Below are 12,485 nucleotides of genomic sequence, written 5' to 3'. Positions count from 1 at the left end.
CCAAAGCCAGCCCCCTTCCCGGCTCTCATCTTGAATCAGATCACGCCGCCAAGGGGAATCCCTAACGATTCAGTTCGTGCAGAAAACGCTCTAGCGCGTTTGATGCTCTGCACGTAAAGATTTCTTCCTTGCAAACCTCTATTGACGAGCTTAGATCATCGGGTGGGTCAGGCGGAGGAGGCGACATGTCGATCATTGAATATCGCCTCAATCAAATCGAGGCCAGGTCTGAAAAGACAGACACAAAGTTCGATAGGATCGTCGACTCCTTATCAGCATTAAATGCCAGTTTTTCTGCAGTTTCGGCCAAACTGGACCTGCTGGAGAAGAAGGTCCCTAGCTGGTGGCAGGCTCCAGTAAGCGCCGGCAGCTTAATCGCTTTGATGTCCGCGCTTATGGCCTTAGCTAAGGCGCTTCATTGGTTCTGACCAGATAGCGAAAGAGGCCCCCGAAGCGGCCCGCGTCCCTGCTCCCGGCCCAGTGCCGGGATTTTTTTTGCTCAGAATGCGGTATTTTTACCGTTGACATATGCGGCACTAATACCGCATTATCATCCCCATCAACACCCCGCCATCACGGCGGACGGAGGATGGGATGAGCGAGACACAGACAGCCCCAACGAGCGTCGCACCGAACGACCCGGTGCAGATCACACTAGAGAAAATCCGGGGCTGGCATGCCTGCGCGGAGGGCCGGGACTGGTTCCGCGCGAAATTCCCCCAAGGGGGCACGTATGGCGATGTCATGACCGCGCTGTATGCCGATAAACGGATCAGTGACGCCTGGTGGCTCGCGAACGCTGCGTTCGATGTGGAGACGATCACGACGCGTTTCATCGAAGAGGATGTTCGTTCTATTATAGCGGCCACAAAATTCAAGATTTCAGCCAATGAGGCTGAGCCAACGGATGCCGATCGGTCTGACGACGGCGCGCAGGCCGGGTTCTCGGGCGACGACGCGCGGGCCGGGTTCTCGGGCAACCACGCGCGGGCCGGGTTCTCGGGCAACCACGCGCAGGCCGGGTTCTCGGGCGACGACGCGCAGGCCGGGTTCTCGGGCTACGGCGCGCGGGCCGGGTTCTCGGGCGACCACGCGCGGGCCGGGTTCTCGGGCAACCACGCGCGGGCCGGGTTCTCGGGCGACCACGCGCGGGCCGCGTTCTCGGGCTACGGCGCGCAGGCCGGGTTCTCGGGCGACGAAGCGCAGGCCGGGTTCTCGGGCAACTACGCGCAGGCCGGGTTCTCGGGCGACGACGCGCAGGCCGGGTTCTCGGGCTACGGCGCGCGGGCCGGGTTCTCGGGCGACCACGCGCGGGCCGCGTTCTCGGGCTACGGCGCGCGGGCCGGGTTCTCGGGCGACCACGCGCGGGCCGGGTTCTCGGGCGACGACGCGCGGATCGATATCTCTGGGGAGGGAGCCGTAATAGCCGTTGCCGGGCTGCATGCTGTGGTGCGGCTCGGACCTGGTGGCGCGGCCAGCATTGCCTGGCACGACGGCAAACGCATCCGTTTCACCACGATATACGAGGGCGAGGACGGTATCGAGGCCGGGGTTCTCTACCGTGTGAAGAAGGGCTCAGTCGTGTGCGCGGAGCCCTGACGCATCCCCCTCACGCCGCGCCGGTCGAGCGCCGACGCGGAAGAGGCCGATATAGCCAAAACGGAGAGACAAGATGAAAATCGAAATCGACCTCAACGACATCCTGGGGGACGAATACGGCGCTGAAACATTGCAAGAAAGCGTAAAGCGTCAAGTCATTGAGCACCTTTCCAGCAGTGTAGAGAAAGATATCAAAAAGCGGATTAGCGAAGAAACGAATCGCATCCTGCAAGAGGAACTTCAGTCCGCTGTCAAAGAGAAAATGCCGGCCCTTATTGATGATCTCTTAACGGCTGAATACGTGCCGACAGACCGCTACGGGCGCACTGAAAAGGCCACAACCCTGTGTTCCGAACTGATCCGCGTTGTGTCCGAAAATATGGTTTACAAGAAAGGAAGCTACCGCAGCGAAAACAATGCCTTCACTAATGCGGTCGATGCCGTGATCGAAGCGCAGGTGGACGGGTTCAAAAAGGAGTTCGTGGCGAAGGTTGATGCTTCCTTCAAGGCGGAGGCATTACGTGTCGCGACCCAAAGCATTTTGGCGAAACTCGGCGTTCCTCAATCGGCTTGACGCATCCCCCTGGCTTCCCGCGTTCCGGCGCGGGTTCTCAGGCCGATGTGGCCAGTATTTGCAAAATGGAGGGTGTGTCATGGCATGGAACTTGCCCGACAATGTGACGCAACGCGATATCGATATCCGCTTCGGAGGTGGTCTTTCGAGCCGCGCCGAGGACAGGTTGAACGACATGCGCGATGCGCGCCTTGAGTTGTCGGGCATCCTCGACAAGCTCCGGTCTCTCGCCCGCGAGGACGAGGAGGGCGTCTATGACGATGCCATCGCGGCACTCGAAAACCAGGCGCTTCCCAGCCTGAATCTCCGCATCCGCGACATTGCGGAATGGGACGCCGATCAGCGCGCGCCCGACCCGGATGCGATGCGTGACATGCGGAGGGCGGCATGAATACGACGCCCGGTCCATGGAAAATATATAAGGACGGCGTGCATCCTAAGCTGGATGACGGCATCGAGAGAAACGGCCATCACGCTATCTGTCAATGTTTTGGCCCTGATGCATGGTTCAATCAGCATTTGATCGCTGCTGCGCCCGAATTGGTTAAGGCTTTGGAATTCTATGCCGACCCGAAGGTTTATGAGCCTCATCCACATGGCCCAGCATTCGACCACCGCGACATTAGTTTCGTAGCCCGCGCTGCCCTCGCGAAAACGAAGGGAGAGGCGGCATGATCGCGCCCCTGCACCACGAGGGACCGAAACTGCGCTTCGACGCCGTAACGGAAATCGAACTGGCGTGCATGCGCCAGGCGGAACGCCTGTGCCGGTCTAACGCCGCGCAGTATCGGCGCTACGGCTGCGATGAGTTCGCCGATGCGTGGGAGGCGAAGGGCGAGCGCCACCGCCGCGCGCATGACCGACGGGCGTCGCTGGCGATGCCCCTGCCTCCCTCAGGGTGGGTGGTGTCATGAGCGACGTCCTCAACGCGATGAATCGCATCCACGCAGATGCTCTCAAGCCCGCGATGGATGCGTGGATCGACGCCCTCAATTCGGCTCGGAAAGCCAATGATCCAGATACACCTACGGTTGCAGGCATCGTGGCTCTGGAACGCCTCAAGGCCGCCAGCGATGACGCGATGAAGGAGTTGCGCGTCGCTCTGTATGAGTCTGCGGCTTCCCAAGGCGTTCTGTCCTATGAGGCCGGTCCGTATGTCGTAACGATCAAACAGCCGAGTATCGGCGCGGTTGTATTCGACGAGGCCGCGCTCCGCGTAGCTGCGCCCGACCTGTTCGTTCCGCAACCGGACAAGATCGCCACACCAGAACTCACGCGCCGCCTCAAAGCCGGAGAGCATCTGCCGGGCGCAGAGCTTGACCGGAAGGGCGCGCCGTCAATCCAGATCAGGGGGAAGAAATGAGCGATATCGTTGTTCGGCAATCTCAAGCGGTTGCCACAACCAACGCGGATACATGGCGCGCCAGTACGGACGCCGCCAGCATGTGCAAGGAAATCGTCATCAAACGTGCGATCGATCTGCAAGGGCGTAAATACGTACCCGTGGAGGGATGGCAAGCCATAGCCATCGCGCACGGATGCGTGGCGTCTGCCGAAAATGTCCGGCGCGTGGACGGTGGGGTGGCGGCCGATGGCGTCATCCGCCGCATGGTGGATAGCCACGAGATCGCTCGCGCGGAAGGTTTCGTTGGCGAAGACGAAACCACCTGGTATGGCGGCAAGGACAAGTGGGGAAAGATCAAGCCCAAGCGGCCAGACTACGCCATCAGGGCGATGGCCCAGACACGCGCCATTTCGCGTGCCTGCCGCTCCGCCTTCGCGCATGTCATCGTTTTGATGGATGTTGGTCTCGAAACCACTCCGTATGAGGAGATGGCACCTGTGTACGAGGACGCCGCGCCAACGGCTGCTACCGCCGCGCGCCCTGTCGATCACGTCACGCGCTATGCGGCGTGGTGCGCCAAGGCCGCCAAGCCTGAGCACTGCATCCAGATGCGGCAGAAATTCACCGCCGATGTTGCCGCTGCCGAAAAGGCCGGAACACCCGTTTCAGACGAAATCCAGAACCGTGTGTTCGAGATGATCGAGGCGCGCCAGGATGAACTGGCTGCTGCGTTCGCTCCTGAGCAGGACGAGGAGCACGTTCCCGCATGACGCGCCTGCTCCTCATCTGCGCCGTGCTCGCAGTGCTCTGGCTCTCGGTGGACCTGACCGACACGGGAGGGATAGAATGATCCGCGCCGCGACCCTGTGCTCCGGCATCGGCGCGCCCGAGACGGCCATGCCCGATTGGGAATGGCTATGGGCGTCCGAGATCGAGGCGTTCCCCTCCCGCGTCCTGGCGCGCCGGTTCCCGCACACGGTCAACCTGGGCGACACGACGATCGCGCCCAATGGTGCCACGCTCCGGCGTATCCGCGCGTTGGTCGCGATTGCGTCGGCCGGCGTTCAGGCTGGCGATCTCGGCGGATATATCGAGCGGGAGAGCAATCTCCACGTCTCCGGCGACGCGCGGGTTGAGCTTCGCACTCATATTGGATGGTGCAGCATCGTGGGCTGCGAGAACGGCACGCTGACCTGGTTTCGGGATCGCAGCGGGGGTGTCCTAGTCAACCGGGGTTGTTTCAACGGCACACTCGACGATTTCGAAGGCGCGGTTCGCGACCGCCATGGAGACAGCCAGACAGGGCATGAATACCAGGTACTGATCGAGTTCATCCACGCGCGGACGAGCGCGTGGGAGCCGGTCTCCGAGGCGAAAGAGGTACTGACGGGAGAACCGACATGAGCACACTATCTCCGCATCATAAAACTCTAACGAACGGTATTGGGAAATGCTCCGTTCCTATGTGGGTGGGAGGATGCCCAAGCGGTTTTTGCGACAACCCAGCATACGGAAACTATATAGATGGGCGTCGATATCGAGACGCCTATACGGGGGAGATTCGGCGGTTCGATGGCAAATATTCTGGCTACGTGCCCGCGTTGGCCTGTGAATCTCACGGGGGACCACCGCCCCGTCATTTTGGCGATCCATGCCAATATTGTGGGCTACCCCATGACAAGGTAGCACCCGGCCGGTGCCTCCGAACGCTCGTCTCCGGAGAACCGACATGAGCACCGAACGAACCCTCCTCCCCAAGAGCGCGATCCCGACGGTGCTCTACGTAGATCCGGCGGATGTGGACGAGGACGCGATCGGCGCTCCGGGATTTTCCAACATCCCCGTGATGTATGGCGAGCCCGACTGCCGTCGCACCGAGGCCCTCGTGCGCCGGTCGGATGTGGAGGCCGCGCTGACCTACATCAGCCGGCGGGTGAGGGAGGTGTTCGAAGAGCACGCGGCATTATCGGAGAAGGGAGACGCGCGATGACCGACGGAACGGCGACCGTCATCAGATACTACAAGCCCGCTCCGGCGGCTGCATCGGGATGGGTAGAGCTTGAGGCGTATTTCTCCGGCAGGCGCATGGAGGTGAGCTATCTGACGCCGAGCCTCGTTTGGGACGGCATCCGACATCACCGGCTCGGCAAGGACGCGTTCGAAACGCCTGAAGAAGCGGCCGCACGGGCACGGGAGATGCGCCGCGCGAAGATCGACCGCCTGCGCAAGCAGATCATCAAGCTGGAGGGGCTGGGGGTATGACCATAACTGACGCAATGGTGGCAGAGGCAGCGCGGGCGATCGAAAATGAGATCGGCCGCACGCACTCCCAAACGGCTACCAGTCTCGCCCGCGCCGCTCTCGAAGCCGCCGCTGCCGCTGCGTGGCAGCATATAGCAACCGCTCCATGGAACACGGATATTCTGCTCGCGTGGCGCGGGATGAACGGGGAATGGAAGATCGAAGTAGGGTGGGCGGGTAAGCAAAATTCATGTCCGCGAGAAAGCGGTTTTTCCGATGGCTGGCAGCACGGCGATGCGGAGTTCTGGATGCCGCTTCCAGAACCGCCGGAGGGAACGCACCGTGAGTAAGGAATTGAGTCATGAAGACCGGAGTGCCGCGATCGAAATTCTGACCGCATGGAATGGTTGTCGAGTGGCCATGGTATGGGCGGTCGATCGCTTTCCATCTCATGCGCGTGCAACGCTCGATGTAGCCAGACGCGTTCTTAAGGAGGCTGGCGAGCATGAGTGACGCGCGCGAATGCAGGCCGCCGGAGGGGACGCCCAACCAATCGTGGCATTGGGTCGAGCAGTGCGGCAAACCGACAATCTGGCTATGGACCGGGAAACTGTGGGTGAAGAACGGTTCCGATACCCCGGCGTGGCCGAGATCGGCACGTCCTCGTCTCCGCTACCTCGGCCCCGTCGCGCATCCGCCCGGAGACGCGGACAGCCCGACAGCGGCCGCGCAACTAGCCGCTCTCCACACTGCGATAAGCACCTCGAGTGAATACGAGAGCGACGCGCACGCGTTCTGTCACGCTCAGGACGTGCTGGCGAACCTGCATGAGCGCGGGTGGAGGCTCGTGCGGGAGGAGGGGCGCGATGGGTGAGACAGCCTGCTGCCGCGTGAGCGTTCTCGCAGAACGCTGGGATTGCTCACCCGCGAAAATCCGCCGCATGATTGATGCGGGCGAGTTGCCCGTCCTGCGGCTCGGAACGATGATCCGCATTCCGTGGGCAGCAGTGAGAGAGATCGAGACGAACGCCGCATGTCAGCAACCGATAAACCGCGTCTGTGCCGAGTCGCAGGACGAGAGACATGGCACATCTATTACAAGCGCCGACGCATCTCTACGGGCTGCACGGATCGCCCGGCGGCTGAGCTGATCCTCAGCAAATTCGTCGCTGATCTCAGCCGTCCTCAATCTGCCATCATAGGAGTGGCCGGGATATTGGCCCGCTATCTCGCCGATCGGCAGGACGCCGCGAAGCCAGGCGCGGAGCGTCTATCCTACGCGCATAAACCCCTCACAATTTGGTTTGGGGACCGGCCGCCGGAGGCCGTGACGGAGCCTGAATGCCGCGCCTATGTGCGAAGCAGGCTGGCGGCGGGGATCAGCACAAGCACCGCGCGCACCGAAATGCAGGCGCTCCGCGCCGCACTCCGGTGGGCCGCCAATGCCAAATTGATCACAGACGCTCCTGTTGTCCCGTTGCCGCCGCGTTCCATGCCGCGAGAACGGTGGCTGACCCGAGAGGAGGCGCAGGCTCTCGTGGACGGCTGCGCGGCGCACCACATGCGTCTGTTTGTGGTGCTCGCCCTCGGCACAGGCGCGCGCGTCTCCTCGCTGCTCAGCCTCCCGTGGGCGCGGGTCGATTTTGATGGCCGCATCATCGACCTGCGCGACCCGGAACGACCCCGAACCGCCAAGGGACGCGCACGGGTGCCGATCAATGCCGGTCTCATGGAGGCCCTCCGAGATGCCCATGCGGCGAGAGAGACGGAGTGGGTTATCGAGTGGGCAGGGAATCGCGTCCTGTCCGTCAAGCGCGGATTCGCCGCCGCCGCGGCAAGAGCCGGACTTGAGGGAGTGACGCCACATACATTGCGTCACACTGCCGCCACTTGGATGGCGCAGGCTGGCATCCCTCTATGGGAGATCGCGGGGTTCCTCGGTCACTCCAATACCAAGATGATCGAGGAAACCTACGCGCACCACTCGCCGCACCATCTCCAGTCTGCATCGCGTGTCCTTGATATGAGCCTATTGCAACAGTTCCCGGTTGCCTGCGTGAACACGGAGGACAGAAAACCCAAGGAAACGCGTGACGCAAAACGTGAATAACCCTGTGGGCAAAACAACGTAGCAGTTTGATAATACTCATTCGGCATAGGTGTTCGGGACGCAGGGGCCGGAGGTTCGAATCCTCTCACTCCGACCAGGAATTTTCCCTGATCCTTCCCGGAAGACCCGTCATGCTCGGCACTCCCCCCGGAGGTCGTCCGAGGGGGTGGCTCGTCATGGTCCGGCGGGAGGCGGCGCCGGAACAGGGGCAGGCGGAGCCGCCGGGTCCGGCGCGAAGGGCGGGGGCGGCGGAGACGGTTCCATACGATCACGGCGACGGCATACGTCCGGCGGACCAGCGGGCGGACCGAGCGGGGTCACGCTCCCATTGCCGTCGACGATGAAATCGGCATGAAAAATCCCCTCGTCGAAACGCCCCTGGAATGTGCGCTCCGCGCCGGGCGTCAGGTCGAGGCGATCTCCCCGGGGCCCGGTATCCACCAGCGCCTTGCCGGTGCCGTCATCTACGATCAGGTCATGACCGTAAATCTGTGCCACGCGCCCCTTGAGCGTCACCGGGCCGCGCGTATCGGCGAGATGCGCGATCGTGACCGGCGTCAGCGGCGCCATGTCGATGGTCGGCCCGATCGCGTGGGTGACGGCGGAGCCGCCCGCCGCGCCGGCCACGAGCAGCGCCGCGCCGGTCAGCACGGACCGAAGGCGGCGCGATCTGGTGTCAGGTGAAGACATGTTCCATCCTCCTTTGGGTTGATGGCGCTCTTCTAGCAGCCGATTCCCTACCCACCCTGAACCTCGCCGTTCAGCTGTCGTTCAGGCTGCGGATGCCAGTATTCCGTGACATCAGTGTCTCGCGACATCGGTGTTTCGCGGAAAGGAGACGATATGCGCGTATTGCTGGTGGAGGATGACGCCGATCTGGCCGAGCGCATCGCCCGCGCCCTGCGCACCGAGCATTTCGCCGTGGATATCGCGGAAAACGGCGAGGACGGGGCCCATCTCGGCGAGACGGAACGATATGACGTCGCCGTGCTCGACCTCGGCCTGCCGAAGCTGGACGGGCTTTCCGTGCTCAGGTCGTGGCGGCAGGCGGGCCGTCCGCTGCCGGTGCTGATCCTCACCGCGCGCGACGGCTGGTCGGAGAAGGTGGCCGGCTTCAAGGCCGGGGCGGACGACTACCTCGTCAAACCGTTCCGGATCGAGGAACTCGTCATGCGGTTGCGCGCCCTCATCCGCCGCGCGGCAGGCCATGCGGATAGCGTCATCACCTGCGGCCCGTTGCGTTTCGACGCGCAGACGGGGCAGTTCGAACGCGACGGATTGCCTTTGCGCCTCACCGCCTTCGAATGGCGCGTCCTCTCCTGTCTCATGCTGAGGCGTGAGGCGGTCGTGGAGCGCGCCGATCTGATCGAACGGGTCTATGAGGGCGATTCGGACGTCGATTCGAATTCCATCGAGGTCATCATCGGCCGTCTGCGCCGCAAGATCGGCGGGGAACGCATCGAGACGTTGCGCGGGCGCGGCTACCGGCTCACGGCAGGAATGGCGGAAAACGCGCGGCCGGACGGACCGAAGGGCGGCTGATCCCATGCCGCGCCCCTTGCCGCGCTCCCTGACCGGGCGTCTCGTCGTCACCGCCGCCGCGACGATCGTGCTGGCCCTCGCGCTGGCGGCGGTGTCGATCGGCCATGTGCTGGGCAGGTTCGTCATGCAAGATCTGGACGGCAGGCTGGACACGCAGATCGTCCTTCTCGTCCGCGCGGTCCGTCCCGACGGAACGGTGAATCCGGCGGCGCTGGTCGATCTGCCGCCCTTCGACCGCGCCGGGTCGGGCTGGGCATGGGAAATCCTCGCGCCCGGCGGAAGCTGGCGCTCGGCCTCGCTCGGTCCCGCCGAACTTCCCCTGCCGCGTGGCTGGCGCGACATGCGGCCGCCGCCCCCGCCTTTGCCCGAACCTCCGCCCCATCCGCCTGGGGACGGGCATCTCCCGCCGCCCGGCGACCTCTTCCTCCCGCCCGGGACGGGCGGCGCGGTCCCGCCGCCGCATCCGCTGGACGGGCGCGACGCGACGGGGCGCTGGCTGCATTACCGCATCACCAGCCTCCCCACATCCGGCGGGCCGGTCTATATCCTCGCCGCCGGGCCGCGCGCCATCGTCGAACGTCCCCTGCGCGGCGCGATGGCGCCCCTGCTGCTTTCGCTGCTCCTGCTGGGGCTGTTTCTCACCCTTGCGCTGATCGTCCAGCTCCGCGTGGGGCTGCGGCCGCTCACGCGCCTGCGCGTCATGATGGCCGAGGTGCGGGCCGGGCGGCTGCGGGCGATCACGGTCAGCGAGCCGACGGAGCTTCTTCCCCTGGTCGAGGAGGTGAACGCGCTGATCGCCGCCAACCATCAGGCGGTGTCCCGCGCCCGCGCCCATGTCGCCAATCTCGCCCATGGGCTCAAGACACCGCTGGCCACCCTGCGGCTCGATCTGGACGCGCCCGGGCGCGACCCGGACGGCGTCCTGCGCGTACAGGTGGCGCGGATGGAACGGCAGATCCGTCACCATCTCGGCCGCGCGCGGGCGGCCGAGACGGGCGGCGCGGCCGTGCCCGCCTCTCCGCTTGCGCCGCATGTCGCGGATCTCTGCGCCGTGCTGCCCCGGCTCTACGCGGATCGCCCGGTGAGCATCCAGACCGACGTGCCTGAGGCTCTGGCGGTGCGATGCGACCCGCAGGATCTCGACGAATTGCTGGGCAACCTGCTCGACAACGCCTGTCGCCACGCCGCGTCACGCGTCACGGTGACGGCGCGGGCGGAGGGCCGTATGACGCTCCTTCAGATCGCCGATGACGGGCCGGGCATGAGCCCCGCCGCCATCGCCGCCTTCTCGGCGGGACGGCGACTCGACGAATCCGGCGCGGCGAGCGGCAACGGCTTCGGCCTGCTCATCAGCCGGGAACTGGCGGAACTGCATGGCGGCGAGGTGACGCTGGCGCCGCGCGACCCGCGCGGTCTCGCGGTGCGGATCACTCTTCCGGCGGCGTGAGGACTTTCTTAACTCCTGACCGGCCAGACTGTGATCGGCGCTATCCGGCGCTCCCGCCATAGCTCAAGGATTCGCACCCATGTCCTCAGCCATCTCGTCGGCCTCGAACGTCACCGCCGGCCTGTTCAACGCCCCCATGACCTCGTCCGCCTCGTCCTCCGCGTCCAGCGCCGGGACGACCACGACCCAAATGAACGCGAACGGCTCCATCACCACCATCGTCACGGACGCACAGGGCGACGTCATCTCGCAGACCACGACCGGCGGATCGTCCCAATCAGCGGGCCAGTCCGCGAGCCAGTCTTCCGGGATCAACCTGCTCGCGTGATCAGGCCTGCCACAGCACGAAATAATAGAAGCCCAGGATCAGCACTGTGAACGCGCCGATCGGGAGCACCAGCGTCAGCCATATGTTGCGCGGGCGGGGCGCCGCGGAATCGGTGGCGACCTCGTTCTCGATCGTCGCCTCGGCCGCGTCCATCATGATGTCCGAAAAGTCGGTCTTGTCCGTCATGCTCTCATTCCCGCTCGCCGCCGCGCCCACGCGTGAGGCCGGGATCGGGTTTCACGGCGTGCCTGCCCGATCTTCGTCCGCCACGTCGGCAATGAAGTCAAGCATCAGCGCGGCGAAGCGTTCCGGAGCCTCGACGTGAACCCAGTGTCCCGCCTCCGGGATGGTCTCGATGCGCGCGGCGGGGAAAAACCGCCGGATCGCCGGCAGATCATCGTCGCGCACATAATCGGAGCGCCCGCCCCGCACAAAGAGCGTCGGCCCGTCGTACCGCGCTGCAGATCGTTCGGGCCAGTCATAGAGGGTGGGGAGGGAGGCCGCGATCTCCTCCAGCCCGATGGCCCAGCCCGGATCGTCGCCGAGACGGAGATTCTGCGCCATCAACTCCCGCACGGCCGCGTCGGGAATCGCCTCCGCCAGCAGGGCTTTTGCCTCGCGCAGATCGAGCCGCGCCGGAAAACGCACGCCCCGAAGCGCCGCGACCAGCCCGTCCTGGCTGAAGGGGCGCGGCGTGGGCGCGATATCCGCCACCAGCAGCCCGGCCACTGTCTCGGGATGCGCCAGCGCGAGTCTCATCGCCGTCTTGCCGCCCATGGAATGGCCGATCACAAGAGCGGGCAGGGCGTCACGGGCGGCCAGGGTCTCACGCACGTCCTCCGCCATGAGGTCATAGGTCATCATCCCGTGCGGGCTGCCGCCATGATTGCGCAGATCGAGCGCGAGCGTGCGACGATCCGCCGCCACCCGCCGCTGGAGCGCGCCGAAATTCCGCGCCCGTCCGAACAGCCCGTGCAGGAACACCACCGGCAGTTTCCCCGACGATCGCTCCGGCCCCTGTTCGATGACATGAAGCTGCATGCCGCGTCTCCTCCCGTTCGCCCCTATTGTCCTGGCGTCGTGAAGCTGAAGCCGGACGTTGGAGCATCGCCGGGGTTCGTACTGGTCTTTTTCGGAAAAAAGAACCGGAAAAACGTTTTCGTCCTGGCCGGAGAAGCTCTGCGTGAGACATTGTTGCCAAACGATCAGACGGATTGTGCTCCGCGCTGGGATCGTCATGAGGCCAGGCCCCGGCAACGGCGACCGGGACCGAAACGCAAGCTGTGGCGAGACCGTTCC

Annotated in this window: 19 protein-coding genes; 16 read left to right on the top strand and 3 right to left on the bottom strand. The window is 64.4% G+C overall.

From position 1 onward, the window contains the following. The first annotated feature begins 185 nt into the window (after positions 1-185). From EDC31_RS14440 to EDC31_RS14380, 13 genes are all read left to right on the top strand, one after another. Positions 186-428, top strand: a complete 243-nt coding sequence (locus tag EDC31_RS14440) for a hypothetical protein (RefSeq protein ID WP_042062128.1) — start codon at positions 186-188, stop codon at positions 426-428. Between the two features lie 166 nt (positions 429-594). Further along, entirely contained in the window at positions 595-1,599 is a 1,005-nt protein-coding gene (locus EDC31_RS14435; protein ID WP_132127132.1) for a hypothetical protein, read from the top strand. 73 nt (positions 1,600-1,672) lie between these two features. Next, positions 1,673-2,173, top strand: a complete 501-nt coding sequence (locus EDC31_RS14430; protein WP_042060162.1) for a hypothetical protein — start codon at positions 1,673-1,675, stop codon at positions 2,171-2,173. A 79-nt stretch (positions 2,174-2,252) separates the two neighbouring features. After that, positions 2,253-2,564: a hypothetical protein gene (locus tag EDC31_RS14425; protein ID WP_042060164.1), complete on the top strand. Its 312-nt coding sequence runs from the start codon at positions 2,253-2,255 to the stop codon at positions 2,562-2,564. Beyond that, entirely contained in the window at positions 2,561-2,848 is a 288-nt protein-coding gene (locus EDC31_RS14420) for a hypothetical protein (protein WP_132127131.1), read from the top strand. The genes EDC31_RS14425 and EDC31_RS14420 overlap by 4 nt, the downstream gene beginning before the upstream one ends. Then, positions 2,845-3,087 carry a hypothetical protein gene (locus tag EDC31_RS14415; RefSeq protein WP_042060165.1) on the top strand — a complete coding sequence of 81 codons (243 nt, stop codon included), beginning with the start codon at positions 2,845-2,847 and terminating at the stop codon, positions 3,085-3,087. Before EDC31_RS14420 ends, EDC31_RS14415 begins: the two co-directional genes overlap by 4 nt. Next, the gene (locus EDC31_RS14410) at positions 3,084-3,536 is read left to right on the top strand and encodes a hypothetical protein (RefSeq protein WP_042060167.1); all 453 of its coding nucleotides are present in this window, start codon (positions 3,084-3,086) and stop codon (positions 3,534-3,536) included. The genes EDC31_RS14415 and EDC31_RS14410 overlap by 4 nt, the downstream gene beginning before the upstream one ends. After that, on the top strand, positions 3,533-4,288 hold the full coding sequence (locus EDC31_RS14405) for a hypothetical protein (protein ID WP_052512025.1): 756 nt from the start codon (positions 3,533-3,535) through the stop codon (positions 4,286-4,288). The genes EDC31_RS14410 and EDC31_RS14405 overlap by 4 nt, the downstream gene beginning before the upstream one ends. A 76-nt stretch (positions 4,289-4,364) precedes the next feature. Continuing rightward, entirely contained in the window at positions 4,365-4,922 is a 558-nt protein-coding gene (locus EDC31_RS17940) for a DNA cytosine methyltransferase (RefSeq protein WP_052512027.1), read from the top strand. Positions 4,923-5,247: 325 nt separating this feature from the next. Next, the gene (locus EDC31_RS14395) at positions 5,248-5,508 is read left to right on the top strand and encodes a hypothetical protein (protein WP_042060169.1); all 261 of its coding nucleotides are present in this window, start codon (positions 5,248-5,250) and stop codon (positions 5,506-5,508) included. After that, complete coding sequence (locus EDC31_RS14390) at positions 5,505-5,780, top strand: hypothetical protein (protein ID WP_042060171.1); 276 nt, start codon at positions 5,505-5,507, stop codon at positions 5,778-5,780. The genes EDC31_RS14395 and EDC31_RS14390 overlap by 4 nt, the downstream gene beginning before the upstream one ends. Continuing rightward, positions 5,777-6,109 carry a hypothetical protein gene (locus EDC31_RS14385; protein ID WP_042060173.1) on the top strand — a complete coding sequence of 111 codons (333 nt, stop codon included), beginning with the start codon at positions 5,777-5,779 and terminating at the stop codon, positions 6,107-6,109. The genes EDC31_RS14390 and EDC31_RS14385 overlap by 4 nt, the downstream gene beginning before the upstream one ends. A gap of 683 nt (positions 6,110-6,792) precedes the next feature. Continuing rightward, entirely contained in the window at positions 6,793-7,869 is a 1,077-nt protein-coding gene (locus EDC31_RS14380; RefSeq protein WP_081797710.1) for a site-specific integrase, read from the top strand. 174 nt (positions 7,870-8,043) lie between these two features. On the opposite strand, the gene EDC31_RS14375 is transcribed toward EDC31_RS14380, so the two are convergent. Beyond that, positions 8,044-8,559 carry a hypothetical protein gene (locus tag EDC31_RS14375; protein ID WP_132127130.1) on the bottom strand — a complete coding sequence of 172 codons (516 nt, stop codon included), beginning with the start codon at positions 8,557-8,559 and terminating at the stop codon, positions 8,044-8,046. 153 nt (positions 8,560-8,712) lie between these two features. Here EDC31_RS14375 and EDC31_RS14370 point away from each other — a divergent pair, with 153 nt between their 5' ends. The 3 genes from EDC31_RS14370 to EDC31_RS14360 all read left to right on the top strand — a co-directional run bounded on the left by EDC31_RS14370 (position 8,713) and on the right by EDC31_RS14360 (position 11,186). Then, positions 8,713-9,411, top strand: coding sequence for a response regulator (locus tag EDC31_RS14370; protein ID WP_042060177.1), 699 nt, complete (start codon positions 8,713-8,715; stop codon positions 9,409-9,411). A gap of 4 nt (positions 9,412-9,415) precedes the next feature. Next, positions 9,416-10,858: a sensor histidine kinase gene (locus tag EDC31_RS14365; RefSeq protein ID WP_042060179.1), complete on the top strand. Its 1,443-nt coding sequence runs from the start codon at positions 9,416-9,418 to the stop codon at positions 10,856-10,858. Positions 10,859-10,937: 79 nt separating this feature from the next. Next, a complete protein-coding gene (locus EDC31_RS14360; RefSeq protein WP_081797712.1) occupies positions 10,938-11,186 on the top strand; it encodes a hypothetical protein in 249 nt (82 codons plus the stop codon). On the opposite strand, the gene EDC31_RS14355 is transcribed toward EDC31_RS14360, so the two are convergent. Both EDC31_RS14355 and EDC31_RS14350 read right to left on the bottom strand, forming a co-directional pair. Continuing rightward, on the bottom strand, positions 11,187-11,372 hold the full coding sequence (locus tag EDC31_RS14355) for a hypothetical protein (protein WP_132127129.1): 186 nt from the start codon (positions 11,370-11,372) through the stop codon (positions 11,187-11,189). A 51-nt stretch (positions 11,373-11,423) separates the two neighbouring features. Next, entirely contained in the window at positions 11,424-12,227 is an 804-nt protein-coding gene (locus EDC31_RS14350) for an alpha/beta fold hydrolase (RefSeq protein WP_042060185.1), read from the bottom strand. Between the last annotated feature and the right edge of the window lie 258 nt (positions 12,228-12,485).

Source organism: Acidomonas methanolica (assembly GCF_004346035.1).
Classification (GTDB): Bacteria; Pseudomonadota; Alphaproteobacteria; order Acetobacterales; family Acetobacteraceae; genus Acidomonas; species Acidomonas methanolica.
This window is presented reverse-complemented; position numbering and strand designations above follow the sequence as displayed.

Coding starts and splice junctions, on each gene's coding strand:
- EDC31_RS14440 (WP_042062128.1), top strand. CDS start 186: ATGTCGATCATTGAATATCGCCTCAATCAAATCGAGGCCAGGTCTGAA.
- EDC31_RS14435 (WP_132127132.1), top strand. CDS start 595: ATGAGCGAGACACAGACAGCCCCAACGAGCGTCGCACCGAACGACCCG.
- EDC31_RS14430 (WP_042060162.1), top strand. CDS start 1,673: ATGAAAATCGAAATCGACCTCAACGACATCCTGGGGGACGAATACGGC.
- EDC31_RS14425 (WP_042060164.1), top strand. CDS start 2,253: ATGGCATGGAACTTGCCCGACAATGTGACGCAACGCGATATCGATATC.
- EDC31_RS14420 (WP_132127131.1), top strand. CDS start 2,561: ATGAATACGACGCCCGGTCCATGGAAAATATATAAGGACGGCGTGCAT.
- EDC31_RS14415 (WP_042060165.1), top strand. CDS start 2,845: ATGATCGCGCCCCTGCACCACGAGGGACCGAAACTGCGCTTCGACGCC.
- EDC31_RS14410 (WP_042060167.1), top strand. CDS start 3,084: ATGAGCGACGTCCTCAACGCGATGAATCGCATCCACGCAGATGCTCTC.
- EDC31_RS14405 (WP_052512025.1), top strand. CDS start 3,533: ATGAGCGATATCGTTGTTCGGCAATCTCAAGCGGTTGCCACAACCAAC.
- EDC31_RS17940 (WP_052512027.1), top strand. CDS start 4,365: ATGATCCGCGCCGCGACCCTGTGCTCCGGCATCGGCGCGCCCGAGACG.
- EDC31_RS14395 (WP_042060169.1), top strand. CDS start 5,248: ATGAGCACCGAACGAACCCTCCTCCCCAAGAGCGCGATCCCGACGGTG.
- EDC31_RS14390 (WP_042060171.1), top strand. CDS start 5,505: ATGACCGACGGAACGGCGACCGTCATCAGATACTACAAGCCCGCTCCG.
- EDC31_RS14385 (WP_042060173.1), top strand. CDS start 5,777: ATGACCATAACTGACGCAATGGTGGCAGAGGCAGCGCGGGCGATCGAA.
- EDC31_RS14380 (WP_081797710.1), top strand. CDS start 6,793: ATGTCAGCAACCGATAAACCGCGTCTGTGCCGAGTCGCAGGACGAGAG.
- EDC31_RS14375 (WP_132127130.1), bottom strand. CDS start 8,559: ATGTCTTCACCTGACACCAGATCGCGCCGCCTTCGGTCCGTGCTGACC.
- EDC31_RS14370 (WP_042060177.1), top strand. CDS start 8,713: ATGCGCGTATTGCTGGTGGAGGATGACGCCGATCTGGCCGAGCGCATC.
- EDC31_RS14365 (WP_042060179.1), top strand. CDS start 9,416: ATGCCGCGCCCCTTGCCGCGCTCCCTGACCGGGCGTCTCGTCGTCACC.
- EDC31_RS14360 (WP_081797712.1), top strand. CDS start 10,938: ATGTCCTCAGCCATCTCGTCGGCCTCGAACGTCACCGCCGGCCTGTTC.
- EDC31_RS14355 (WP_132127129.1), bottom strand. CDS start 11,372: ATGACGGACAAGACCGACTTTTCGGACATCATGATGGACGCGGCCGAG.
- EDC31_RS14350 (WP_042060185.1), bottom strand. CDS start 12,227: ATGCAGCTTCATGTCATCGAACAGGGGCCGGAGCGATCGTCGGGGAAA.